Genomic DNA, 23,318 nt, shown 5'->3' on the forward strand with positions numbered 1-23,318 from the left:
TCCCATGATTCCCGACCGCAGTCCCCGCACACTTCGCCACGCGCTGCGCGCGCTTCCGCCGATCGCGCTGCTGGCGCTTGCCGCCTGCGCATCCGCGCCGCCGCCGCTGCCCGTGCAGTCGCTCACCGCGGCCACGCCGGAGCAGATGGTCGCCGGCATCCGTGCGGTCGCGGGCGACGGCGAGGGCGAGCTCAACGTGCAGCCCTTGCGCGATCCGGGCGTCGAGGACCTGCGGCTGGACGCGGAGCGCCTGCAGCAGCAGGGCTACCACGCCGATGCGGCGGCCGCGCTGGACCGGGCGATCGCGCTGGTGGCCGCCGACCCGGCGCTGCTCCAGGAGCGCGCGGAGGCGGCCCTGCTGATGTCCGATTTCACCCGTGCCGGCGAACTGGCCGCGCAGGCGCAGGCCCTGGGCTCCGGCGTCGGGCCGCTCTGCCGCCGCCACTGGGCCACCCTGGAGCAGGTGCGGCTGGTGCAGGGCGATGCCGGGGGCGCGGCCGCGGCCAAGGCTGCGATCGAGGCCTGCCGGGTGGCGCCACCCCAGCGCTGGTGAGCTCCAGCGGCAGCCGGCAGCATCCCCGACGCCCGCGTCGGCCATTGGACGAACCCGCTGGCCGGTGTTTGCGGCGATCATGACGTCCTGATGAGCCTCCCCGACGACTCCAACCAAGCCACGCTTGCCGCTGTCGCCGGCGCTGCGGCCGACCCGGCCGCGGCCTTGGCGGCTGGCGCGTCTGCTGGCGCACGGAGCGAACCCGCGCTCGCCCGCGACAGCCGCGAGGCCCTGTCCCCCGGCGGGCCGCTGGCCGCGGTGATCCCGGGCTTCCGCCCGCGCCAGGCGCAGCAGGATTTCTCGGCGGCGGTGGCCTCGGCTTTCAACGACCGCGCCGTGCTGCTGGCCGAGGCCGGCACCGGGACCGGCAAGACCTTCGCCTACCTGGTGCCGGCGCTGCTGTCGCGGCGCAAGACCATCATCTCCACCGGCACCCGCGCGCTGCAGGACCAGCTCTACCACCGCGACCTGCCGCGGGTGCGCGACGCGCTCGGTACCGGGCTGCGGACCTCGCTCCTGAAGGGCCGTGCCAACTACCTCTGCCGCCACCGGCTGGAGCGCGCGCGCGGCGAGAACCGCTTCCAGACCCCGGCGCAGGCCGACCATTTCCAGCGCATCCTGGCCTGGAGTGGACGCACGCGGATGGGTGACATGGCCGAGCTCGAGTCGCTGCCCGACGACTCGCCGCTGCTGCCGCTGGTGACCTCCACGGCCGACAACTGCCTGGGCACCGAATGCCCGTTCTGGGGCGACTGCTTCGTGGTCCAGGCCCGGCAGCGCGCGCAGGAGGCCGACGTGGTGGTGGTCAACCACCACCTGCTGCTGGCCGACCTCGCGCTCAAGCAGGAGGGCTTCGGCGAAATCCTGCCGGGTGCCGAAGCCTTCGTGGTCGACGAAGCCCACCAGCTCCCCGAGCTCGCCGCACAGTTCTTCGGCGAGGGCCTGTCAGCACGCCCGCTGGTCGAACTGGCGCGCGATGCGATCGCCGAGTCTCGCGACGTCGCCGGTGCGCTGGCGACGCTGCAGGAGCCCGCGCGGGCGCTGGAGCAGGCCACCCGCCTGCTGCGCGCCGCCATGGACGTCCTCCCTGCGCGCGGCACGCGGCCGCAGCTGCTGGCTGTACCCGAGGTGGCGGATGCGCTGGACGCGCTCGACGCCGCGCTGCTGGCGCTGTCGGATGCGCTGGCGCCCCTGTGCGCCGCCGCGCCTGGCCTGGAGGCTTGCCAGCTGCGCGCGCGCGACCACCGCGGGCGGCTGGGGCGCTGGCGCGATATCGACGGGCCGGCGGAAGATGTCGACCTGGATCCCGGCACCGGCGAGGTCGTCGATCCGGTTTCGGGGCGCAGGCTCGGGGTCGAGACGCCGCTGGCCGCGGCCATTGCGGATGCGGTCGCCGAGTCCGGTCCGGAGTCAGCCAAGGCAGGCGTGGCGCCGCAGCCGGTGGTTCGCGACGACGACGTGCGCTGGTACGAGCTTTCGCCGCGCGGCTTCCGCCTGCAGCGCACGCCGCTTGATGTCTCCGGGCCGCTGCGCGCGCATCGCGAACAGTCACGCGCAGCGTGGGTGTTCACCTCGGCGACGCTGACCGTGGAAGAACGCTTCGAGCACGTGTCACGGCGGCTGGGTCTCTACGAGCCGCGCACCCTGCTGGTGCCCAGCCCCTTCGACTGGGCCAGCCAGGCGCTGGCCTACCTGCCGCCGGGCCTGCCGGAGCCTTCGGCGCGCGATTACACCACCGCGATCGTCGCCGCGGTCCGCCCGGTCCTGGAGGCGTCCGCCGGGCGCGCGTTCCTGCTGTTCGCCTCCCATCGCGCGCTGCGCGAAGCGGCCGAGGCGCTGCGCGGCGCGCCTTGGCCGCTGTTCGTGCAGGGTGAAGCGCCGCGGCACGTGCTGCTGCAGCGCTTCCGCGAATCCGGCAACGGCGTGCTGCTCGGCTCCGCCAGCTTCCGCGAAGGGGTCGATGTCGCGGGCGGCGCACTGAGCGTGGTGGTGATCGACAAGCTGCCCTTCGCGTCGCCCGACGATCCGGTGTTCGAGGCGCGGCTGGAGGCGATCCGCCGCGCCGGCGGCAACCCCTTCCGCGACGAGCAGGTGCCGCAGGCGGTGATCGCGCTCAAGCAGGGCGTGGGCCGCCTGATCCGCACCGAGACCGACCGCGGCGTGCTGGTGCTCTGCGACCCGCGCCTGCTGGGCAAGGGCTACGGGCGCCGCTTCCTGGACTCGCTGCCGCCGTTCCCCCGCACCCGCGACGTCGCCGACGCGGTGGCGTTCTTCAACGAAGGCTGAGATCACCGCAGCCACGTTGGCCCGATGGGCTCTTGTGGGAGCGGCCACGGCCGCGATCGCCGCTATAGCGGCTCCCACAACAGCCCGGGGCCCGGCAGTTGCGATGGGCTCTTGTGGGAGCGGCCATGGCCGCGATCGGTGCTTTAGCGAGTCCCAAGCCGGCGGCGATTTGCCGACGCGGTAACCTGTTGCCCCCGTCGCCTGCCACACGCACATGCACCTGCTCGCCATCGAGACCTCCACCGAAGCCTGCTCCGTCGCCGTGATGGTCGACGGCGCGGTCAGCGAGCGCTTCGAGATCGCGCCGCGGCGGCATGCGGAGCTGGTGCTGCCCTGGGCCGAAACCTTGCTGGCGGAAGCCGGGCTGCGGCGCGTGGACCTGGATGCCATTGCCGTCAGCCGCGGTCCGGGCGCGTTCACCGGCGTGCGCCTGGGCATCTCGATCGCCCAGGGCATCGCACTGGCGCTCGACCTCCCGCTGGTCCCGGTGTCGACGCTGTCGGTGCTGGCGCTGGGTGGGCTGCGGACGCGGCGGGAAGCCTGCCGGGATGCGCCCGATCACGCGGCAATTGTCGATGCAGATACCGATGTCGATGTCGCCGACGTCGAAGCCTTGCCGGGTGGCTTCATCCTCGCCGCGATCGATGCGCGCATGGGCGAGGTCTATGCCGGTTCTTTCGTGCGCGACGGCGACGGCCTGCGCGCGCTGGATCGCGAGGTGGTGGCCGCGCCCGATGCCGTCGAGCTGCCGCCCGGTGGATCCTGGCACGGCGTCGGCACCGGCTTCGCGGCGGCAGACGGCGCGCTGGCGCGCCGGCTTGGCGATCGCCTCGCGTCGATCGACGCAACGGCCCTTCCGCGCGCCGCCGACCTCGCAAGCCTCGCCGCGCTGGCGCTTGCCGAAGGCGGCGGAATCGCGCCGGAGCTGGTCGAGCCCGCGTATCTGCGCAACAACGTCGCGCTCACCCTGGCCGAGCAGGTCGCCGCGCGCGAACGTCGCGGCTGAGGCCTCAGTCGTCCACCAGTTCGCCGCCGGGCAGGAAGTTCCAGGTGCGGGTGACGTGCAGGACGTCGATCGCCTCGTCGGTCTGCGGCAGCGGCGGGTAGGGTTCTGCCAGGCGCGCGATGCGCAGCGCGGCGTCGTCGAGCAGGCGGACGCCGCTTGACTGGATCACCTCGGCGCGCTCCACCGAGCCGTCGCGACGGATCGCCACGCTGATCACCAGCGTCCCGGACAGCTGCCGGCGCCGCGCTTCGTCGGGATAGTTGAGGTTGCCGACGCGCTCCACGCGGTCGACCCAGGCGCGCAGGTAGGTGGCGTACACCCACTCCTGCGTGCTGGCCGAGACGAACTTGCGCTTGGGGCGCTTGGCGTAGCGCTCGGACTGGAGGTGGATCTCGGCGGCCAGGCGGGCCATCGCCAGGTCGTGGTCGATTTTCTCCGGGCCGCGCGGCAGCGGTTGTTCGTCGCTGCGCGGGGTGGCCAGGGGCGTGGGCGTCGCGTCCTCGCCGTGGCGGCTGGCAATGACCCGCGCTTCGGGCGGCGGCGCGACGTCGGGCGACTGCGCACGCACGGCACGCTGGGCGATCCCGGCCTCTTCGTTCGGCAACTGGCCTGCCTGTGGATCGCGCGGCCGCAGGCTGGCGTCGTCCTCGCCACCGCCCTGGTTGCTGGCCTGGGCCAGGAAGTCGGCCTGGGCTTGGGTCAGCGGGCTGGTGGTGCGGGTCAGGATGACGTCGAGGGTGGGCAACACCGGCGCCGCGTCCTCAAGCGCGAAGCCGATCCCGAGCACGAGCATCCCGTGCACCAGCAGCGACAGCACCAGGGTCGCGCCCAGGCGCTCGCGCTCGCCGACGCCGCCAGGCGCCGCCATCGTACTCACCGCAGCGCGCCGGCCCCGGCCGGCATCAGGCGTCGGCGCGCGGCGCGCCGCGCTCGATGGCGTCGAACAGCAGGCCGGCGATGTTGAGGCCGTACTCCGCGTCGAGCTCGCGGATGCAGGTCGGGCTGGTGACGTTGACCTCGGTCAGCCAGTCGCCGATCACGTCCAGGCCGACGAAGCGCATGCCGCGCCTGACCATCTCCGGACCCACCTGCGCCGCGATCCAGCGGTCGCGCTCGCTCAGCGGGCGGCCTTCGCCGCGGCCGCCGGCAGCGAGGTTGCCGCGGAACTCGTCGCCCTGCGGGATGCGCGCCAGGCAATAGTCCACCGGTACGCCGTCGATCAGCAGGATGCGCTTGTCGCCCTCGGTGATTTCCGGCAGGTAGCGCTGGGCCATCGCCAGCTGGCGGCCGCCGTCGGTGAGGGTCTCGAGGATGACGTTGAGATTGGATTCGCCGGCGGCGGCGCGGAAGATCGAGCGCCCGCCCATGCCGTCCAGCGGCTTCAGCACGGCCTGGCCGTGTTCGGTGACGAAGGCCTTGAGCGCGGCCGCCTCGCGGCTGACCAGGGTCGGCGGACAGCACTGCGGGAACAGCAGTGCGGCGAGCTTCTCGTTGAGGTCGCGCAGCCCGCGGGGGTCGTTGACCACGTTGGCGCCGGCCAGGCGCGCGATGTCCAGGATCTGGGTGTCGTGGATGTAGTTGGCGTCGACCGGCGGGTCGGTGCGCACCAGCACCACGTCGCCGTCGCCAAAGTCCCGCTGTGACGCAGTTCCCAGTTCGAACCAGTCCGAAGGGTCATCGCGCACCCTCAGCGGTGCCGCGCGCGCCCGCGCCCGCCCGCCATCCATCGACAGTCCGCCCGGGAGCACGTAGTGCAGCCGATGGCCGCGCCGCTGGGCCTCGAGGAGCATGGCGAAGGTGGAATCCTTGGCGACCCGGATCGATCCGATCGGGTCCATCACAACAACGACATCTAAAGGCATGGTGGCCATCCGCGGCAGATACTGACAAATGTTATCAGCTGCGCGCGCGCTGCCACGGGCATAAGCTGGATGCCGGCCGCAGTCCGTGGATTTCGCGCTTGACACTGCTGCGGTGTGCTGGAAGATTGGCTGTTCGCAGCGGCGCCTGACAATCGGCCGCCATGCACCGGGGAGACACGATGACGCAGGACCAAAACCGCGCCGGCAGCCTCGACGGCCTGCGCGTGATGGTGATCGATGACTCGAAGACCATCCGTCGCACCGCGGAGACACTGCTGCGCCGGGAGGGCGCCGACGTCGTGACCGCGACCGACGGCTTCGAAGCGCTGGCCAAGATCGCCGACCAGCGGCCACAGATCATCTTCGTCGACATCATGATGCCGCGCCTGGATGGCTACCAGACCTGCGCGCTGATCAAGAACAACCAGCTGTTCAAGCAGACGCCGGTGATCATGCTGTCCTCCAAGGACGGCCTGTTCGACAAGGCGCGCGGCCGCATCGTCGGCTCCGAGCAGTACGTCACCAAACCTTTCACGCGCGAGGAACTCCTCGACGCGATCCGAACGCACGTCAACACCTGACCGGGGGGACAGGTACACCATGGCAAAGATCCTGTTGATCGAGGACTCGCCGACAGACACCGCGGTCCTGACCCAGCTCCTCGAGCGCAACGGGCACGAGGTGCTTGCCTGCGGCAATGCCGAAGACGGCATCGAGGTCGCGCGGCGCGAGCTGCCGGCGCTGGTGCTGATGGACGTCGTGCTGCCGGGCATGAACGGCTTCCAGGCGACCCGGGCGCTGTCGCGCGACGCCGCCACGGCCGCCATCCCGGTGCTGATCGTCAGCACCAAGGGCATGGAGACCGACAAGGCCTGGGGCATGCGCCAGGGGGCCAGGGGCTACATCGTCAAGCCGCCGGTTGAGAGCGAGCTGGTCGAGCGCATCAACGCGCTGCTGGGCGGCTGACATGGCGCGACGCGACGCGCGCCCACGTCCGGCCGAGCCGCGGTCCACCGAGCCACGGTCGGCCGAGCCCTTCGAGGTCCTCGCGGGCTTTGAACGGCGCAGCCTGGCGCACGTGGTCGGCCTGCCCGAGCAGCTCGATGCGCCGGGCCTCTGGCGCGGCGTCGGCTACCGCGTCGGTCCACGGCTGCTGGCCTCGGGCTTCGACGAAGTGGTCGAAATCCTGCCGCTGCCGCAGCTCACGCCGGTGCCGGGCGCGCAGCCCTGGATGCTCGGCGTGGCCAACATCCGCGGCAACCTGCTGCCGGTGGTCGACCTGCGCCTGTTCCTCGAGGGCGAGCGCACGGTGCTGCACGAGGGCCAGCGCGTGCTGGTGGTGCGCCAGCCCGGCGGCAACGTCGCGGTGACCATCGACGAACTGTTCGGCCAGCGCAGCTTCCTGGAAGAGCAGCAGTCGAACCACGAGGTCCTTGCCGAGGGCCGCTATTCCGGTTTCATCGATCGCGCCTACAAAGTAGGCGGCCACGCGTGGGGAGTGTTCAGCCTCGACAGGCTGTCCCGCACGCCCGAATTCAGACAAGCAGCGGCGTGATGCCGCATCAGACAGGCCAGGGGTAGACCATGAGCAACGTGATCGACAACGAGACCGGCAAGGGTCGCAGCATCGGTGCCAGGGTCTGGATCTGGCTCCTGGTGGCCGCACTGCTGGTATTCGCAGGCAACACCATCTATGCCATGACCAAGGCTTCGCGCCTGGGTGGTGCCAGCACCGCAGCGTCCAGCCTGCAGGTGAACTCGCAGCGCCTGGCCAACCAGGGCCGGGAAGCGGTCGACGGCAGCAGCGCCTCGTACACCGCGTTCAAGGGCACCAAGGCCGCGATCGACGGGGACATCCAGCAGCTGATCGGCAACTTCGGCGACACGCCCGACGTCGCCGGCGAAATCCGTGCCGTGGCCGCCACCTGGGAGCCGCTGGCCGCCAACGCCGAACAGGTGATCGCAAGCGAGGCCGCCGTGGTGGCCTTCGCCGGCAACGCCCAGCGCTTCACCCAGGCCGTGCCGCAGCTGCAGGCGCAGCTCGACGAAGTGGTGCGCGCGATGTCCGCCAGCGGCTCGCCGTCCTCGCAGATCTACATCGCGCTGCGCGAAGTGGTGCTGGCCTCGACCATGGCCCGCCGCGTGACCGAGATCCAGGCGGGTGGCCCGGGCGCATCGCTGGCCGGCGACGCCCTGGCGCGCGATGCCGGCGTGTTCGAGCAGGTGTTGGCCGGCCTGCGGTCGAGCGACGAGGCGATGAACGTGCAGGCGCTGTCGAACGCCGCCGCCCTGGCCGCGCTCGACCAGGCGGCGTCGCAGTGGGAAGAGATGAAGAAGGACCTGGACGCGATCCTGTCCAGCTCGCAGAACCTGTTCAGCGCCCAGAACGCGGCGGCCTCGCTGACCACCGGCTCGGACAAGCTGCTCGGCGACAGCGAGACCCTGTTCCAGTCGCTGACCACCTTCGGCTCGCTCAGCGACACCTCGATCCTCGGCAACATCTGGATCTCGATCGCCTTCCTCGCCCTGGCCGCGCTGGCCCTGGTCGGCCTGATGCGCGAGCTCAGCCGCGACCGCCGCGAGCGCTACGAAACCACGATGGAGCTCAACAACCGCAACCAGGAGGCGATCATGCGCCTGCTGGACGAAATGGGTTCGCTCGCGGAAGGCGACCTGACGGTGAAGGCCACCGTGACCGAGGACATGACCGGCGCCATCGCCGACTCGATCAACTTCGCCGTCGAACAGCTGCGCAGCCTGGTGCAGACGATCACCGACACCTCGGTGCAGGTGGCGTCCAGCGCGCAGGAAACGCAGGCCACCGCCATGCACCTGGCCGAGGCCGCCGAACACCAGGCGCAGGAGATCAACTCCGCGTCGGACCGCATCAACGAGATGGCGCAGTCCATCAACCAGGTGTCGCGCAACTCCGCCGAATCGGCCGACGTGGCGCAGCGCTCGGTGCAGATCGCGACCAAGGGCGCGGGCGTGGTGCGCGAGACGATCGCCGGCATGGACTCGATCCGCGACCAGATCCAGGAAACCTCCAAGCGCATCAAGCGCCTGGGCGAGAGCTCGCAGGAAATCGGCTCGATCGTCGAGCTCATCAACGACATCTCCGAGCAGACCAACATCCTGGCGCTGAACGCGGCGATCCAGGCGGCGTCCGCCGGTGAAGCGGGCCGCGGCTTCGCGGTCGTGGCCGACGAAGTGCAGCGACTCGCCGAACGCGCTTCCAACGCCACCAAGCGCATCGAGACCCTGGTCGAGACCATCCAGTCCGACACCAACGAAGCTGTCAGCTCGATGGAGCAGACGACGTCCGAGGTGGTCGCCGGCGCGCGCCTGGCCGAGGACGCCGGTACCGCGCTGGGCGAGATCGAAAGCGTCTCGACCAGCCTGGCGGCGCTGATCGAAGGCATCTCCGGCGCATCGCAGCAGCAGTCCGCGGCGGCGTCGAACATCACCGAGACGATGAACACCATCCAGTCGATCACCGCGCAGACCTCGCAGGGCGCCAACCAGACCGCCGAGTCGATCGGCAACCTCGCCCAGCTCGCGGCCGACCTGCGCCGCTCGGTCGCCGACTTCAAGCTGCCGGCCTGAAGCACAGACCGATGACCGCACTGCGCGACGCGATCGACTACACCACGCTCGGCTGGGTCAAGCCGGAGCTCGACGAGACCCTGCGCCAGGCGCGGATCGAAATCGAGGACTTCGCCGCCGACCCCGCCGACACCAGCCGCATGCGCTTCTGCGCCGGGTACCTGCACCAGGTGCAGGGCACGCTGCGCATGGTCGAGCTGTATGCGCCGGCGATGGTGGCCGAGGAAATGGAGCGCCTGGCGCAGGCGCTGCAGGACGGCGCCGTGGCCGACCGCGACGCCGCCTGCGCGATGCTGATGCGCGGCGTCGTGCTGCTGCCCGACTACCTCGAGCGCCTGCAGAGCGGCCACAAGGACATCCCGATCGTCCTGCTGCCGCTGCTCAACGACCTGCGCGCAGCGCGCGGCGAGACCGGGCTGTCGGAAAGCGTGCTGTTCGCACCGGACCTGCAGCGCCCGCTCCCGGGCGACCTGGCGCCGGTGGACGTCGCCAACGATCCGATGCCCGTGCGCAACGCACGCGCCCAGCCGCTGCTGGCCGACCTGCGCGCGGCGATGGCGGCGTGGCCGGAGGATGGCGGTGGCGCCGGCGGCGTGGCGCTGGCAGCGGCGCTTGACGCCCTGCTTGGCCATGTCCAGGCCGAGCCTGCGCGACGCATGCTCTGGGTGGCCGGCTCCGTGGCCAGGGCCACCGCCGATGGCGCCATCGAGGCGACCCCGGCGCTGCGCCAGGCCTTCGCCAGCGTCGAGCGCGAGTCCCGGCGCCTGTTCGAGGACGACGGCTTCGGCATCCCGCGCGCGGAAGCGTCGCTCGAGCCGACCCGCCAGCTGCTGTACCACGCCGCCCACGCCAGCGCGGACCACGCCGACCTGCGCGCGCTGCACGACACCTTCGAGCTGCAGGCGCAGCTCCCGACCGACTCCGAGATCAGCCACGCCCAGGGCAGCATGACCGGCCGCAACCGGGCCCTGCTCGACACCGTGGCCGCGGCGGTCAAGGAAGACCTGCTCCGGGTCAAGGACGCGCTCGACCTCCACCTGCGCACCGGCGAGACCGACCTCGGCCGCCTGCTGCCGCAGGTCGAAGCCCTCGGCCGCGTCGGCGACACGCTGGGCATGCTTGGCCTGGGCATCGCCCGCGGCGTGGTCGAACAGCAGCGCGAGGCGATGGCCGAGATCGCCGAAGGCCGGCGCCCGGCCGACGAGGGCGCGCTGCTCGACGTCGCCGGCGCACTGCTCTACGTCGATGCCACCCTCGACGACCAGGTCGCGCGCCTCGGCGCCGGCGACCAGGACGCGCCGGTGCAGGGCGACCTTGCCGCAGGCGAAGCCGACAAGGTGCTCGACGTGCTTGCCCGCGAGGCGATCGCCAACTTCGCCGACGCGCGCCAGGCCTTTGTCGCCTTCATCGAGACCGGCTGGGACCACGGCGAGCTGGCGGAAGTGCCGCGCCTGCTGCGCGAGGTCGCCGGCGCCCTCGAGATGCTGGAACTGCCGCAGCCGGCTGCCTACCTGGCCGGCGTGCGCCGCTACATCGAAGACGAACTGATCGACAGCCGGCGCGTGCCCAACGGCCGCCAGCTCGACACCTTCGCCGACGCGCTGGCCAGCCTCGAGTACTACCTCGAGGCCCTGCGCGAGAACCGCTTCAACCGCGAGGAAATCCTCGACGTCAGTCGCCACAGCCTGGAGGCGCTCGGCTACTGGCCGCTGCCTGCCGAGAGGCTGCCGGAGCAGGCGATGCCGGCGCAGGCGGCGGCCGATGGGCCGCGGCTGAGCGAGGCCGACATCGAACGCACGGTGGCGGCGCTGATCGATCGCGCCCCGGCGCCGGCGCCGGCCGATGCCTCGGCCGCGCCGGACCAGGCCTCCCGGCCGTCCGCCGCCGCGCCTGCGGCCGCGGGCAGCGGCGGCTTCGAAGCCACCGGCGACGAAATCGACGACGAGATCCGCGAAGTCTTCCTCGAGGAATTCGCCGAAGAAATCGACAACCTCGACCAGCTGCTGCCGATGTGGCGGGCGCAGCCCGACGACCTCGAGCGCCTGCGCCCGATCCGCCGCGTCTTCCACACGCTCAAGGGCAGCGGCCGGCTGGTCGGCGCGCGCACGCTGGGCGAGTTCAGCTGGAAGGTCGAGAACATGCTCAACCGCGTGCTCGACGGCACGCGGGCGGCCAGCCCGGCCGTGGTGGCCATGGTCGACCAGGCGTTCTACACCCTTCCCGAACTGCAGGCGGCGCTGCGCGGTGACGGGGTCGTCCAGTCCGACCTCGCGCGCATGCAGGCCTCGGCCGAACGCATCGCCGCGGGCGACGAGGGCATGCCGGAAGAGACGACGGCCGCGGAGCAGTACAGGGTTGCCGCGCCCGTGGCGGACGCGGCTGCCGGAGCCGGCGTTCCGGACGCGGTGGCTGACACCGATGCCGATGCCGGTGCCGGCGCGGAGGCCGATGCCGGTGAAGCCGTGGATGCCGACGCTGCAGCAGTCGGCGCGGGTGAAGGCGAAGCGCCGGTCGCGGACGGGTTCGACATGGTTCCGGCGTCCGTCGATGCCCTCTTGCTCGAAATCCTCGATGCGGAGGTCGCCGGCCACCTGGTCACTGTCGATGCCTGGGTGGCACGGGCATCGACGGATGCCATCCCGGCGTCCGAGGGTCTGTTGCGCGCGCTGCACACGATGAACGGCGCATTCGCGATGACCGAGTTGCCGACGGTGGCCCAGGCGCTGACACCGGGCGAAGCCTATGTGCGCCGCCTGCTCGCCAGCGCTGATCCGGCCCCTGCCGAAGGCGTCGCCGCGATCGGCGAACTCGCCAACGTCGCCCGTGCGGCCATCGTCGGCCTGCAGTCGGCGCGCCCGGAAGTGCCGGTGGTCGTGGCGCTGGCCGCGCGCCTCGCGGCGCTGCGCGATGGTTTGCCGGCGCCGGCACCCATGGAGGCGGAGGTCGGTGCGCTGGATGCCGTCGTGGACGCCGATGGCGACGCGCATGAGCTCGCGCCGACGCTGGTGGATGTCGACCTCAGCGCCTATGCCGGCTTCACCGACGCGGCTGCGGAGAATGCGGAGCGGCTTGAAGCGGAGCAGCTTGAGGCAGAACGTCTCGAAGCAGAGCGGCTTGAAGCGGAGCGTCTCGAAGCGGAGCGTCTCGAAGCGGAGCGTCTCGAAGCGGAGCGGCTTGAAGCAGAGCGCCTTGAGGCCGAACGTCTTGAAGCAGAGCGCCTTGAGGCGGAACGTCTTGAAGCCGAACGCCTTGACGCGGAGCGGCTTGAGGCGGAGCGGCTTGAGGTAGAACGTCTTCAGTCAGAGCGTCTTGAGGCAGAGCGTCTTGAGGCAGAGCGTCTCGAAGCGGAGCGCCTTGAGGCGGAAAGGCTTGAAGCGGAGCGCGTTGAGGCAGAACGTCTTGAAGCGGAGCGCCTTGAAGCGGAGCGCACGGACGTCGAGCGCGCCGAGTCGGCACGTGTCGAAGCCGAACGCATCGAGATGGCGCGGCTGGAAGCCGAGCTCGCCGAAGCCGAACGTGCCGAAGCCGAGCGAATCGAACTGGCAGAGCTGGAAGCGCAGATCCTCGAGCTGGAGCGCATCGACGCCGAGCGCGAGGAGGCCGAACGCCTTGCCGCGGAACAGGCCGAAGCCGAACGCCTGGAAGCCGAGCGAGTCGAGACCGCGCGTCTCGAGGCGGAGCGTGCCGAGGCCGAGCGCCTCGAAGCAGACCGCCTCGAAGCCGAGCGCCTGGAGGCCGAACGCGTCGAGGCCGAGCGGCTCGAGGCGGAGCGCCTTGAAGCAGAACGCCTCGAAGCAGAACGCCTCGAAGCGAAGCGCCTTGAAACAGAACGCCTTGAAGCCGAGCGCCTCGAAGCCGAACGCCTCGAAACAGAACGCCTCGAAGCCGAGCGCGTCGAAGAAGAACGTCTTGAAGCCGAGCGCCTCGCAGCCGAGCGTGTCGAAGCGGAGCGTCGTGATGCCGAGCGCCTCGAGGCCGACCGTGTCGGCGCGGCCGCGAGCACGGCGATGCTTGCCGCGATCCCGGACGAAGAGGATCCGGACGTCGAGTTCGACTTCAGTGGCCTGGATTCCGAGCTGGTCGACATCTTTGTCGAAGAGGGCCGCGACCTTCTCGACCACTCCGACGGCCTGCTGGCACGACTGCGCGAATCCGCCGACGATCGTGAATCGCTGGTCGGCCTGCAGCGCGACCTGCACACGCTCAAGGGCGGTGCGCGGATGGCCGGCGTGTTCGCGATCGGCGAGCTCGGCCACTCGATGGAGTCGCTGCTGGAGGCGGTGTCGGAGCAGCGCTTCGACCTTGCACGCGGCGACGTGCCGCTGCTCGAGCGCGGCTTCGACCGCCTGCATGCCATGGTCACCCGCGTTGGCGAGCGGCTCGCGATCAGTCCTTCGCAGGGCCTGATCGACGCGTTCGACGCCCGCGCCCGCGGCGAGGACCTGGTGGGTGCGTTGCCTGGCGAACGCGCCGCCGCGCCGGTCGTCGTGCTGCCGCCGCTCACCGCGCCGGTCGTGGACACGCTCCACGCCGACGACGAAGACATCACCGTCCGCGCTCCGCAGGAGCAGGTGCGCATCCGCGCCGACCTGCTTGATCGCCTGGTAAACTACGCCGGCGAGGTGGCGATCTATCGCGCCCGCCTCGAACAGCAGCTGGGTGCCTTCCGCGGTGCGATGGGCGAGATGGAGCAGACGAACATGCGTCTGCGCGACCAGCTCCGCCGCCTCGACATCGAGACCGAAGCGCAGATCATCGCCCGCTACCAGCGCGAGCAGGATTCGGCGGATCCGACCTTCGACCCGCTGGAGCTCGATCGCTTCTCCACCCTGCAGCAGCTGTCGCGTGCGCTGGGCGAGTCCGCGGCCGACCTGTCGAGCCTGCAGGGCACGCTCGACGACCTGACGCGCCAGTACGAAACCCTGCTGCTGCAGCAGTCGCGCGTCAGCTCCGACCTGCAGGAAGGCCTCATGCGCACGCGCATGGTGCCCTTCGATTCGCTGGTGCCGCGCCTGCGCCGCGTCGTCCGCCAGGCCGCGACCGAGACCGGGAAGCATGCCCAGCTCAAGCTGGACGGTGCCCAGGGCGAACTCGATCGCAACGTCCTCGAGCGCATGACCGCGCCGCTGGAACACATGCTGCGCAACGCCGTTGCACACGGTCTCGAGAAGCCGCGCAAGCGTCGTGACGACGGCAAGCCCGACGAGGGCTCGGTGCGCATTTCGGTGCGCCGCGAGGGCTCTGAAGTCGTACTGGTCGTCGCCGACGACGGCGCGGGCCTCGACCGCGCCGCGATCCGCCGCCGCGGCATCGAGCGCGGACTGGTCCGCGACGACGTCGCCCTGGCCGATGGCGACCTCGATGCGCTGATCTTCGAACCCGGCTTCTCCACCGTCGACGAGGTCAGTCGCCTGTCGGGTCGCGGCGTCGGCATGGACGTGGTCGCGAGCGAGGTCCGCCAGCTCGGCGGCGCCCTCGACATCGCCAGCGTGCCCGGCAAGGGCACCACGTTCACGATGCGCCTGCCGCAGACGCTGGCGGTGACCCAGGCGGTGTTCGTGAAGATCGGCGAGACCAGCTTCGCCGTGCCCATCGCCTCCGTCCGCGGCGTCGGCCGTATTTCGCGCGACGAGTTCGAGCAGCCGGGGGCGAGCTATGCCTACGGCGGCGAGGACTACACGGTGCACGATCTCGGCGGCCTGGTCGGCCACGCCGCGGCGCGCGCCGAAGGCCAGCTGCAGATGCCGCTGCTGCTGATCCGCTCCGGTGAGCTGCGCGTGGCGGTGGCCATCGACCAGATCCTCGGCAACCGCGAGATCGTGGTGAAGCCGGTTGGCCCGCAGGTGGCGTCGGTGCCGGGCATCTTCGGCGCCACGATCATGGGCGACGGCAGCGTGGTGGTGATCCTCGACATCGCGCCGCTGGTGCGTCGACAGCAGGTGGCGCAGCCTCGCGACGTCGCGCCGGTGGCTGCGAGCGAGCAGCGCCGCGTGCCCCTGGTCATGGTGGTCGACGACTCGATCACGATGCGCAAGGTCACCGGCCGCGTGCTCGAGCGCAACAACTACGAAGTCGCGACGGCGAGGGACGGCATCGATGCGCTCGAGCGGATGGTCGAGCGCGTGCCCGACCTGATGCTGCTCGATATCGAGATGCCGCGCATGGACGGCTACGAGCTTGCGACGGCGATGAAGGCCGACCCGAGGCTGCGCAACGTGCCGATCATCATGATCACCTCGCGGACCGGCGAGAAGCATCGCCAGCGCGCATTCGAGCTTGGCGTCGAACGCTACCTCGGCAAGCCGTACCAGGAGAACGAATTGCTGCGCAATGTCCATGACCTGCTGAAGCTGCAGCGCGATGGCTGAGCAGGGCACGACCCCCGTGCGGGTACTGCTGCTCGCGCGCCCCGGCGAAGCCCGGCAGCGCCTGGAGGCCGCGATCGGCGAAGCCGGCGCGGCGCTGGTCGCGGTCGTGGATCCGACCGATGGCGACCACGCCGCGACCCTCGCCCTGGCACCGGCGGCCGTACTCGTGGCCCTGGAACCCGCGATCGAGGATTCGCTCGAGCACTTCGACGCGCTGCTGTCGGATCCCGCCGTACTGGTGATGTTCGACGAGGCCGAAGTGGCCGCGCAGCGCGACGGCTGGGATGCCGCGCGCTGGGTGCGGCACCTCGCCGCCAAGCTCAACGGGCACGAAGACGTCCTGCCTCCGGGTGCGGGATCCGACGACGCCGTGCATCCCGCGCCGGGCCGGCTTCCGGAACAGGCCTTCGATCCCGCCAGCGTGGACATCGACGCCCTCGCCGACACCGCCCTGGACCTCGCCGCGGACGTGCCGCGTGCCGAGGGTTTTGAAGCGCCCCAGCCGGAAGCCGATGCGGGCGAGTCGAACGTTGCCGGCCTGGTATCCGCCGAAGACATGGACTGGTCCTCGTCCTCCGACGGGTACGATGTATCCTTGGCCGACGATCCCGACCTGGCCCGGCTGCTGGCCGGTACGGCCGCGACCGCTGCGGATCCCGAAGCCGGCGTCGACCCCGTTGCGGTTGATCCGCTCACGCTCGGCGACGGCCTCTCGCTGGCCGACGACGACGCGCCGATCGCGACGCGCGAAGAGGGCGAGCCGGCGGTCGACCCGCTCACGCTCGGCGACGGCCTGTCGCTGGCCGAGGACGATGCGCCGATCGCGACGCGCGAACGTGGCGGCGACGCCGTCGACATCGACGCGCTTTCCCTGCGCCTCGACGGCCTGTCGCTCGCCGACCCGGAGAGCTACGGGCACGGTGTGCTGCGCGGCGCGGTCATGGTCGAAGCCGGCCTCGGCGGCCCCGACGCCGTTCGCCAGCTGCTGGGTGGTCTGGGCAAGGACTTCCCGCGCACGGTGCTGATCCGGCTGCAGCTCGACGGAGGCCGCTACGAGCGCCTGGTGCAGCAGATGCAGCGCGCCACCGCGCTCCCGGTCGCGCTTGCCGAAGCCGGTGGCCCGGCCGAGCCCGGCACGGTGTACTTCCTGGCGCCGGACATGGCCGTTGCCAGCGATCGTGCGCGCCTGGTTTTCGCGATCGCCGAAGGCGGCGCGCTGGACCACTACGCTTCGCTCGCGGCTGGCGACAGCGCGCTCGTCTTCCTCAGCGGTGCCAGCGTGGACCGCGTCGATGCAGCGATGGCCCTGGCCGGCGAGGGCGCCATGGTGCTCGCACAGGCGCCAGCCAGCTGCTACGACGGCACCGCGGTCGAAACCCTGGTCGCCCGTGGCGCGCAGGCCGCCGAACCCGGCGAGCTCGCGCAGCTCCTGCTTGATCGTTGGCCATGATGAGGATCGACCCATGACTTCTCCCGCCATCCAGGACATCCGCGGCGTGCTGATGCAGGTGGAGGGCGCGCGCCTGCTGATGCCCAACGCCATGATCGCCGAGGTGCTGTCCTACGCCCCGCCGGAACCGTTGGCCGACGCGCCGGATTGGCTGCTGGGCCGCATCCGCTGGCGCGGCTGGCAGCTGCCGCTGGCCTCGTTTTCGCGCCTGGCCGGGATCGCCGATGATGCCGGCGGCCTGGGCAGCAAGGTCGTCGTGCTGAAGGCGCTTGGCGGCGACAGCCACCTGCCTTACGTGGCCCTGCTGACCAAGGGCTTCCCGCGCCTGGTGACGGTGTCGCGCGATGCGCTGGTGGCTGACGCCGGGGAGGGCGACGCCGACGGCGACGCACCGCAGCTGCCGCTGGGCGTCCTGATGCGCGTTCTGCTCAACGACGAGCCGACCCTGCTGCCCGACGTCGATGCCATCGAAGGTGCCATCCGCGAGGCGCTGGCGGCCTGAGCCCCGGCGGGGCCCAGGCCTCAGCAAAGGTCGCCAAATGCCGCCTGCAGGGCGCTGATCGCGGCGATGCCCGCGGTTTCGGTGCGCAGGATCCTGGGTCCCAGGCGCAGTCCCTGGAATCCGGCCGCGGCCAGAATGGCTCGGTCACGCGGTGACCAACCGCCCTCGGGCCCGATGGCAACCACCACGGACGCCGTGCCGGGAGCGGCGAGGCCGCGCACCGAGTCCGCGGCCACGGGATCCAGCGTGAGCCTGAGCGCCTCGCCCGGCAGTGTGTCGAGCGCCCGTGCCAGCATCAGCGGCGGTTCCACCGCTGGAACAGACGCGCGCCCGCTCTGGCCGCAGGCCGCGGCAACCACAGCGCGCCAGTGGGCCAGGCGCTTCGCCACGCGCGCATCGTCCAGCCGCACCTCGGTGCGATCGCTGTTGACCGGAACGAAGGCGGCGACGCCGAGCTCGGTCGCCTTCTGCAGGATCCAATCCATTTTCTCGCCGCGCGCCACGCCCTGCAGCAGCGTGATCCGCAGTGGCGACTCCTTGTCCACGATCCGCTTCGACAGCACCTCCACCTCTCCGCCGCGCTTGCCGGCGGCGGTGATGCGGCAGTCGTAGTCGAAGCCGTCGCCGTTGAACAGCACGCACTCGTCGCCGACGCCGAGGCGCAGCACCCTGAGCAGATGCGCCGCCGCGGCTTCCGGCAGCGCAAGCCTGGCGCCGACCGCCAGGGTTCCGTCCACATATTCGCGGTTCTGGCGCATCGGGATCCTCTATTGCAAGGGGCCTGGTGTTGCAACAACTGCTGAAAAAACGTCCGCCCGATCCGCGCTGTCCGCGAATAGACGGCTATGCGCTCCGCGTCGCCTCGATGATCACAGCCTCGGTGGTCTCCGCCAACAGCGCAAGCTGGGCATCGTCGATGCAGTACGGCGGCATCCAGTAGAGGATGTCGCCCAGCGGGCGCAGCATGACGCCGCGCTCGAGCGCTGCGCGATAGGCGTGCAGGCCGATCCGCGCGGCGGGATCGAACGGCGTCGTGCGCTCGCCATCGCGGGTCAGCTCGAAGGCGACCACCATCCCCGCCTGACGGACCTGGGCCACGTGCGGCAGCGCGGCCATCGATGCGGCGGCGTCGGCCATCTTCGCCGCAGTCACGCGGTTGCGGGCGATGACGTCGTCGGATTCGAAGATATCGAGCGTCGCCAGGGCCGCGGCGCAGGCCAGCGGGTTGCCGGTGTAGCTGTGCGAATGCAGGAAGGCGCGCTCGCGCGAATCGTCGAGGAAGCCGTCGTAGATCGACTGCGTGGCCAGCACCGCGGCCAGCGGCAGGAAGCCGCCGGTGAGCCCCTTGGAGACGCACATCAGGTCCGGCATCACGCCGGCCTGCTCGAAGGCGAACATGGTGCCGGTACGACCGAAGCCGGTGGCGATCTCGTCGGCGATCAGGAACACGCCGTGCACGTCGCAGAGCTCGCGCGCGCGCTTCAGGTACACCGGGTGGTGCATGCGCATGCCGCCGGCGCACTGCAGCCGCGGTTCCAGGATCAGGGCGCAGACCTCGCCGGGATGCTCGTCGAGAAGGCGCGCCAGGGCGTCGGCGGCCTCTTCGGCGCAGTCCTCGTCCGACTGGCCGGGGCGCGCGTTCCAGGCGTCGGGCGAGGGGGTGAACATCGCTTCGACCAGCAGCGGCGCGTAGACCCGGCGGTACAGCGGGATGTCGCCGACCGAGAGCGCGCCGATGGTCTCGCCGTGGTAGCCGTTGGCCAGCGCCACGAACTTCGTGCGCCGGGGTTCGTCGCCGCGGTTGCGGTACCACTGGAAGGCCATCTTCAGCGCCACCTCGACCCCGGCCGAGCCGTTGTCGGCGTAGAACACCCTGGCCAGCGGGTCGCGGCCGGGCTGGCGCGGGGCGATCGCGAGCAGGCGCTCGGCGAGTTCGACCGCGCCTTCGTGGGTGGCGCCGGCAAGGATCACGTGCTCCAGCCTGCGCGCCTGGCGCGCGATGGCCTCGGCGATGCGCGGCTCGGCATGGCCGTGGATGTTGGTCCACCAGCTGCTGACTGCGTCCAGCGTGCGGCGGCCGTCATGGCCGACCAGCCAGGCGCCGTCGCCGCGGGCGACGCTCAGCAGGGGCATCGTGTCGGGGTGTTCCCGCATCTGCGTGCAGGGGTGCCAGACGACGGCGAGGTCGCGGGATCGCCAGTGGTCGCCCTCGGCTAGAATGGCGGGATCGTGCAAAGACTTGTCGGACATCGCTGCATTATCGCCCCTCGGCCCGCACGAGGGCGCCGATGACCCGCCGGCTGCCGATCATCCACGACATCACCGAGTCCGATGCCGGTCCGTACCGGCTGGAGCGGATGGACCTGGAGTTCTCCAACGGCGAGCGCCGGCGCTACGAGCGCCTGCACGGCCGCGGCCACGGCGCGGTGGTCGTGGTGCCGCTGTTCGACGACGACACCGTGCTGCTGGTGCGCGAGTACGCCGCCGGCGTGCACCGCTACGAGCTGGGCCTGGTGAAGGGCCGCATCGATGCCGGTGAAACGCCCGCCGAGGCCGCCGACCGCGAGCTGAAGGAAGAGGCCGGCTACGGCGCCCGCCGCATCGACGTGCTGCGCAGCCTGACCCTGGCGCCGACGTACATGAGCCACGCCACGCACCTGGTGGTTGCGCGCGATCTTTACCCCGAGCGCCTGCCCGGCGACGAGCCCGAAGAACTCGAGGTGGTGCCGTGGAAGCTGGAGCGCCTGCACGAGCTGATCCTGCGCGAGGATTTTTCGGAAGGCCGTTCGATTGCGGCGCTGTTCATCGCCCGCGACTGGCTGCGGCACCATGTCGGCGGCTGAGGGCGTGCGCGATGCCCTGCGCGAAGGCGTGATCGCGATCGCCCGCGAGGCGGGGGCGGCGATCATGGCCGTGTACGGCGGCGACGTCGCGGTGCGCGCCAAGGCCGACGACAGCCCGGTGACCGCGGCCGACCTGGCCGCGCACCGCTGCATCCTGGACGGGCTGTCGCGGCTGACGCCGGACATCCCGGTGCTGTCCGAGGAGTCGGCGCATACGGTGCCGCTGCAGCTGCGTCGCAGCTGGTCGCGCTTCTGGCTGGTCGATCCACTCGATGGCACCCGCGAGTTCCTCAAGGGCAACGGCGAGTTCACCGTCAACATCGCCCTGGTCGATGACGGCGTGCCGGTGTTCGGGGTGATCCAGGCGCCGGTCACGGGCGCGGTCTGGCACGGCGCGCCGGGGCAGGGTGCCTGCCGTCGCGACGGTGGCGTGGAACGTGCCATCGCCACCCGCCGCCCGGCTACTGCGCCGCTGCGCGTGGCCGCCAGCCGTTCGCACCTGGACGCCCGCACCGCGGCCATGCTCGGTCGCATCGGCAGGCACGAATCGATCGGCCTGGGCTCATCGCTCAAGTTCTGCCTGCTCGCCGAGGGCGGCATGGACGCCTACCCGCGCCTGGGCCCGACCAGCGAGTGGGACACCGCCGCCGGCCAGGCCATCCTCGAGGCCGCGGGCGGCTGCGTGCTTGACCTGCGCGGCCGCCCCTTCCGCTACAACCAGCGCGACACCGTGCTCAACGGCGACTTCGTGGCGCTCGGCGATCCCGGGTTGCCGTGGCGGGAGTGGGTTCAAGAGCCTTTTGCCATGGATTTTCGCGGCTGACGCCGCGCAAATCCGCTGCAGAGCTTTCCAGGAGTTCCACAATGTCAGACCAGCTCCAGCGACTGTTGGAAATCATGGCGAAGCTGCGCGATCCCGACGGCGGCTGCCCCTGGGACCTGGCGCAGGATTTTTCGACGATTGCGCCGTATACGGTCGAGGAGGCCTACGAGGTCGCCGATGCGATCGACCGTGGCGACATGGATGGCCTGCGCGAGGAGCTGGGCGACCTGCTGCTGCAGGTGGTGTTCCACGCGCAGATGGCCAGCGAGGCCGGCCACTTCGGCTTTGAAGACGTCGCACGGGCGATCTCCGACAAGATGGAGCGCCGCCATCCGCATGTGTTCGGCGATGCCGATGCGGCGGATGCCGATGCCGATGCCGCGCTTGCAAGCTGGGAAGCGATCAAGCGCGCCGAGCGCGCCGCCGCGGGCGCGGCCGACGCCTCGGCGCTCGCGGGCATCACCCGCGGCCTGCCGGAATGGCAGCGCGCGGTGAAGCTGCAGGATCGCGCCGCGCGCACCGGCTTCGACTGGCCCGGCCCGGCGCCGGTGATGGCGAAGCTGGAGGAAGAGCTGGACGAAGTCCGCGCGGAATTCGAAGCGGTCGCCGCCGCGCCCCGCGATGCCGCTGCGCAGGAGCGCCTGGAAGCCGAGCTCGGCGACCTGCTGTTCGTGGCGGCCAACCTCGCGCGCCACGCCAGGGTGGATGTCGGCACCGCGCTGCGCCGCGCCAACCACAAGTTCGAACGCCGCTTCCGCGCCATGGAAGCCTTCGCCGCCGCCGACGGCACGCGCATGGCGGACCTGCCGCTGGACGCGCAGGACGCGTACTGGAACCGCGCCAAGGCCGCCGAGCGGTCCTCCGGTGGCTGAGGCATGATGGCCGGCAACCGGCAGGACAGGAGCCACGACATGGCCCGCTTCGCCAGCTTCCGCGAGTTCTATCCGTTCTACCTCGACGAGCACCGCAACCGCACGTCGCGACGCCTCCACTTCCTTGGCAGCTGCGGTGCGCTGGGCTTCGTCGCCGCGGCCGTCATCGCCGCCGATCCCCGCTGGCTGCTGGCAGCCCTGGGCTGCGGTTACGCCTTTGCCTGGGTGGGCCACTTCTTCTTCGAGCACAACCGCCCGGCGACCTTTCGCCACCCGCTTTACTCCTTCGCGGGTGACTGGGTGATGTTCAGGGACATCCTGACCGGCCGGATCCCGCTGTAGCCCGAGCCTGGGCTGGTCTTCACATCGCCTCGACCTGTTTCCCGGCAGGCTTTCACAAAGCTGAAGACGTCCGTTTGGAGGACATACACATGCGCGGATCGCAGGAACCGGGTGGCCTGGTGTTGATCGTCGAGGACAACCGCAATATTTCGGAGATGGTGGGTGAATATCTGGAGAGCCGGGGATTCGAGGTGGATTACGCCGCCGACGGCCTCGACGGATACCGCCTGGCCAGCGAGAACAATTACGACGTGGTGGTGCTCGACCTGATGTTGCCGCGCCTGGATGGCGTCGAGGTCTGCAAGCGCCTGCGCGAGGAAGCCCGCAAGTCGACCCCGGTGCTGATGCTGACCGCGCGGGACACCCTGGACGAAAAGCTGGCCGGCCTCGGCGCGGGTGCCGACGACTACCTGGTCAAGCCCTTCGCCGTGGAGGAGCTTGAAGCGCGCCTGCGCGCACTGATCCGCCGCGAGCGCCGCCAGGTGGGCTCGGAAGTGCTTAAGGTTGCCGACCTGGTGCTTGATCCGGCCAGCCTGCGCGCGACCCGTTCCGGCACCGAGCTGCAGCTTTCGCCGATCGGCCTCAAGCTCCTGACCATCCTGATGCGCGAGTCGCCGCGGGTGGTCAACCGGCAGGAGATCGAGCGCGAGATCTGGGGCAACAGCCTGCCGGACTCGGACACCCTGCGCAGCCATCTGTACAACCTGCGCAAGACCATCGACAAGCCCTTCGACAAGCCCCTGCTGCACACCGTGCAAAGCGCCGGCTATCGGATCGCGGACATCGAGCAGCCGCCCGCCTGACG

19 protein-coding genes and 2 pseudogenes are annotated in these 23,318 nt (G+C 70.9%); 16 read left to right on the plus strand and 5 right to left on the minus strand.

Annotated elements, in window-relative coordinates:
- Positions 1–4 precede the first annotated feature (4 nt).
- From WCD84_RS07655 to tsaB, 3 genes are all read left to right on the plus strand, one after another.
- Complete coding sequence (locus WCD84_RS07655) at positions 5–553, plus strand: hypothetical protein (protein ID WP_343280970.1); 549 nt, start codon at positions 5–7, stop codon at positions 551–553.
- A 90-nt stretch (positions 554–643) separates the two neighbouring features.
- Complete coding sequence (locus WCD84_RS07660; protein ID WP_343280971.1) at positions 644–2,839, plus strand: ATP-dependent DNA helicase; 2,196 nt, start codon at positions 644–646, stop codon at positions 2,837–2,839.
- A 214-nt stretch (positions 2,840–3,053) separates the two neighbouring features.
- On the plus strand, positions 3,054–3,845 hold the full coding sequence (gene tsaB / locus WCD84_RS07665) for a tRNA (adenosine(37)-N6)-threonylcarbamoyltransferase complex dimerization subunit type 1 TsaB (RefSeq protein WP_343280972.1): 792 nt from the start codon (positions 3,054–3,056) through the stop codon (positions 3,843–3,845).
- 4 nt (positions 3,846–3,849) lie between these two features.
- Here tsaB and WCD84_RS07670 read toward each other — a convergent pair whose 3' ends face one another.
- Both WCD84_RS07670 and gshB read right to left on the minus strand, forming a co-directional pair.
- Positions 3,850–4,722: an energy transducer TonB gene (locus WCD84_RS07670; protein ID WP_343280973.1), complete on the minus strand. Its 873-nt coding sequence runs from the start codon at positions 4,720–4,722 to the stop codon at positions 3,850–3,852.
- Between the two features lie 25 nt (positions 4,723–4,747).
- On the minus strand, positions 4,748–5,707 hold the full coding sequence (gene gshB / locus WCD84_RS07675; RefSeq protein WP_343255460.1) for a glutathione synthase: 960 nt from the start codon (positions 5,705–5,707) through the stop codon (positions 4,748–4,750).
- A 179-nt stretch (positions 5,708–5,886) separates the two neighbouring features.
- Between gshB and pilG the strand changes: the two genes are divergently transcribed.
- The 5 genes and pseudogenes from pilG to WCD84_RS14350 form a co-directional block, all read left to right on the plus strand.
- The gene (gene pilG, locus WCD84_RS07680; protein WP_343255461.1) at positions 5,887–6,288 is read left to right on the plus strand and encodes a twitching motility response regulator PilG; all 402 of its coding nucleotides are present in this window, start codon (positions 5,887–5,889) and stop codon (positions 6,286–6,288) included.
- Between the two features lie 19 nt (positions 6,289–6,307).
- Entirely contained in the window at positions 6,308–6,673 is a 366-nt protein-coding gene (locus tag WCD84_RS07685; RefSeq protein ID WP_343255462.1) for a response regulator transcription factor, read from the plus strand.
- 1 nt (position 6,674) lies between these two features.
- Positions 6,675–7,262 (plus strand): chemotaxis protein CheW, encoded by a 588-nt coding sequence (locus tag WCD84_RS07690; protein WP_343280974.1) that lies wholly within the window; start codon positions 6,675–6,677, stop codon positions 7,260–7,262.
- Between the two features lie 29 nt (positions 7,263–7,291).
- Positions 7,292–9,313, plus strand: a complete 2,022-nt coding sequence (locus WCD84_RS07695; protein ID WP_343280975.1) for a methyl-accepting chemotaxis protein — start codon at positions 7,292–7,294, stop codon at positions 9,311–9,313.
- An 11-nt stretch (positions 9,314–9,324) separates the two neighbouring features.
- A pseudogene (locus WCD84_RS14350) lies at positions 9,325–11,517 on the plus strand (Hpt domain-containing protein); the annotation flags it as partial.
- 832 nt (positions 11,518–12,349) lie between these two features.
- On the opposite strand, the gene WCD84_RS14355 reads toward WCD84_RS14350, so the two are convergent.
- Complete coding sequence (locus tag WCD84_RS14355) at positions 12,350–13,243, minus strand: pentapeptide repeat-containing protein (RefSeq protein ID WP_449280084.1); 894 nt, start codon at positions 13,241–13,243, stop codon at positions 12,350–12,352.
- Between the two features lie 155 nt (positions 13,244–13,398).
- Here WCD84_RS14355 and WCD84_RS14360 point away from each other — a divergent pair.
- The 3 genes and pseudogenes from WCD84_RS14360 to WCD84_RS07710 form a co-directional block, all read left to right on the plus strand.
- Positions 13,399–15,681: pseudogene (locus WCD84_RS14360) on the plus strand (response regulator); the annotation flags it as partial.
- Entirely contained in the window at positions 15,674–17,131 is a 1,458-nt protein-coding gene (locus WCD84_RS07705) for a chemotaxis protein CheB (protein WP_343280977.1), read from the plus strand. The pseudogene WCD84_RS14360 and the gene WCD84_RS07705, both read left to right, overlap by 8 nt.
- Positions 17,132–17,144: 13 nt before the next feature.
- Positions 17,145–17,633, plus strand: coding sequence for a chemotaxis protein CheW (locus WCD84_RS07710; protein WP_343280978.1), 489 nt, complete (start codon positions 17,145–17,147; stop codon positions 17,631–17,633).
- 20 nt (positions 17,634–17,653) lie between these two features.
- Here the strand turns inward: WCD84_RS07710 and WCD84_RS07715 are convergent, their stop codons facing one another.
- Together WCD84_RS07715 and bioA are read right to left on the minus strand one after the other, a co-directional pair.
- A complete protein-coding gene (locus tag WCD84_RS07715; RefSeq protein ID WP_343280979.1) occupies positions 17,654–18,391 on the minus strand; it encodes a 16S rRNA (uracil(1498)-N(3))-methyltransferase in 738 nt (245 codons plus the stop codon).
- Positions 18,392–18,476: 85 nt separating this feature from the next.
- Complete coding sequence (bioA, locus tag WCD84_RS07720) at positions 18,477–19,883, minus strand: adenosylmethionine--8-amino-7-oxononanoate transaminase (RefSeq protein ID WP_343280980.1); 1,407 nt, start codon at positions 19,881–19,883, stop codon at positions 18,477–18,479.
- Between the two features lie 38 nt (positions 19,884–19,921).
- On the opposite strand from bioA, the gene nudE reads away from it, so the two are divergent.
- The 5 genes from nudE to WCD84_RS07745 all read left to right on the plus strand — a co-directional run bounded on the left by nudE (position 19,922) and on the right by WCD84_RS07745 (position 23,316).
- A complete protein-coding gene (gene nudE / locus WCD84_RS07725; protein WP_343280981.1) occupies positions 19,922–20,476 on the plus strand; it encodes an ADP compounds hydrolase NudE in 555 nt (184 codons plus the stop codon).
- Entirely contained in the window at positions 20,463–21,299 is an 837-nt protein-coding gene (gene cysQ / locus WCD84_RS07730) for a 3'(2'),5'-bisphosphate nucleotidase CysQ (RefSeq protein WP_343280982.1), read from the plus strand. Before nudE ends, cysQ begins: the two co-directional genes overlap by 14 nt.
- A gap of 41 nt (positions 21,300–21,340) precedes the next feature.
- Positions 21,341–22,171: a nucleoside triphosphate pyrophosphohydrolase gene (mazG, locus tag WCD84_RS07735; RefSeq protein ID WP_343255472.1), complete on the plus strand. Its 831-nt coding sequence runs from the start codon at positions 21,341–21,343 to the stop codon at positions 22,169–22,171.
- Between the two features lie 39 nt (positions 22,172–22,210).
- A complete protein-coding gene (locus WCD84_RS07740; RefSeq protein WP_343255473.1) occupies positions 22,211–22,513 on the plus strand; it encodes a DUF962 domain-containing protein in 303 nt (100 codons plus the stop codon).
- An 89-nt stretch (positions 22,514–22,602) separates the two neighbouring features.
- Positions 22,603–23,316, plus strand: a complete 714-nt coding sequence (locus WCD84_RS07745; RefSeq protein WP_343255474.1) for a response regulator transcription factor — start codon at positions 22,603–22,605, stop codon at positions 23,314–23,316.
- Positions 23,317–23,318: the final 2 nt, after the last annotated feature.

This window comes from Luteimonas changyuni, from assembly GCF_039548395.1.
GTDB lineage: Bacteria > Pseudomonadota > Gammaproteobacteria > Xanthomonadales > Xanthomonadaceae > Luteimonas.

Bases quoted from the DNA above. Each gene is read 5' to 3' on its own strand.
- WCD84_RS07655 (WP_343280970.1), top strand. From the start codon at position 5: ATGATTCCCGACCGCAGTCCCCGCACACTTCGCCACGCGCTGCGCGCG.
- WCD84_RS07660 (WP_343280971.1), top strand. From the start codon at position 644: ATGAGCCTCCCCGACGACTCCAACCAAGCCACGCTTGCCGCTGTCGCC.
- tsaB (WP_343280972.1), top strand. From the start codon at position 3,054: ATGCACCTGCTCGCCATCGAGACCTCCACCGAAGCCTGCTCCGTCGCC.
- gshB (WP_343255460.1), bottom strand. From the start codon at position 5,707: ATGCCTTTAGATGTCGTTGTTGTGATGGACCCGATCGGATCGATCCGG.
- pilG (WP_343255461.1), top strand. From the start codon at position 5,887: ATGACGCAGGACCAAAACCGCGCCGGCAGCCTCGACGGCCTGCGCGTG.
- WCD84_RS07685 (WP_343255462.1), top strand. From the start codon at position 6,308: ATGGCAAAGATCCTGTTGATCGAGGACTCGCCGACAGACACCGCGGTC.
- WCD84_RS07690 (WP_343280974.1), top strand. From the start codon at position 6,675: ATGGCGCGACGCGACGCGCGCCCACGTCCGGCCGAGCCGCGGTCCACC.
- WCD84_RS07695 (WP_343280975.1), top strand. From the start codon at position 7,292: ATGAGCAACGTGATCGACAACGAGACCGGCAAGGGTCGCAGCATCGGT.
- WCD84_RS07705 (WP_343280977.1), top strand. From the start codon at position 15,674: ATGGCTGAGCAGGGCACGACCCCCGTGCGGGTACTGCTGCTCGCGCGC.
- WCD84_RS07710 (WP_343280978.1), top strand. From the start codon at position 17,145: ATGACTTCTCCCGCCATCCAGGACATCCGCGGCGTGCTGATGCAGGTG.
- WCD84_RS07715 (WP_343280979.1), bottom strand. From the start codon at position 18,391: ATGCGCCAGAACCGCGAATATGTGGACGGAACCCTGGCGGTCGGCGCC.
- bioA (WP_343280980.1), bottom strand. From the start codon at position 19,883: ATGTCCGACAAGTCTTTGCACGATCCCGCCATTCTAGCCGAGGGCGAC.
- nudE (WP_343280981.1), top strand. From the start codon at position 19,922: ATGACCCGCCGGCTGCCGATCATCCACGACATCACCGAGTCCGATGCC.
- cysQ (WP_343280982.1), top strand. From the start codon at position 20,463: ATGTCGGCGGCTGAGGGCGTGCGCGATGCCCTGCGCGAAGGCGTGATC.
- mazG (WP_343255472.1), top strand. From the start codon at position 21,341: ATGTCAGACCAGCTCCAGCGACTGTTGGAAATCATGGCGAAGCTGCGC.
- WCD84_RS07740 (WP_343255473.1), top strand. From the start codon at position 22,211: ATGGCCCGCTTCGCCAGCTTCCGCGAGTTCTATCCGTTCTACCTCGAC.
- WCD84_RS07745 (WP_343255474.1), top strand. From the start codon at position 22,603: ATGCGCGGATCGCAGGAACCGGGTGGCCTGGTGTTGATCGTCGAGGAC.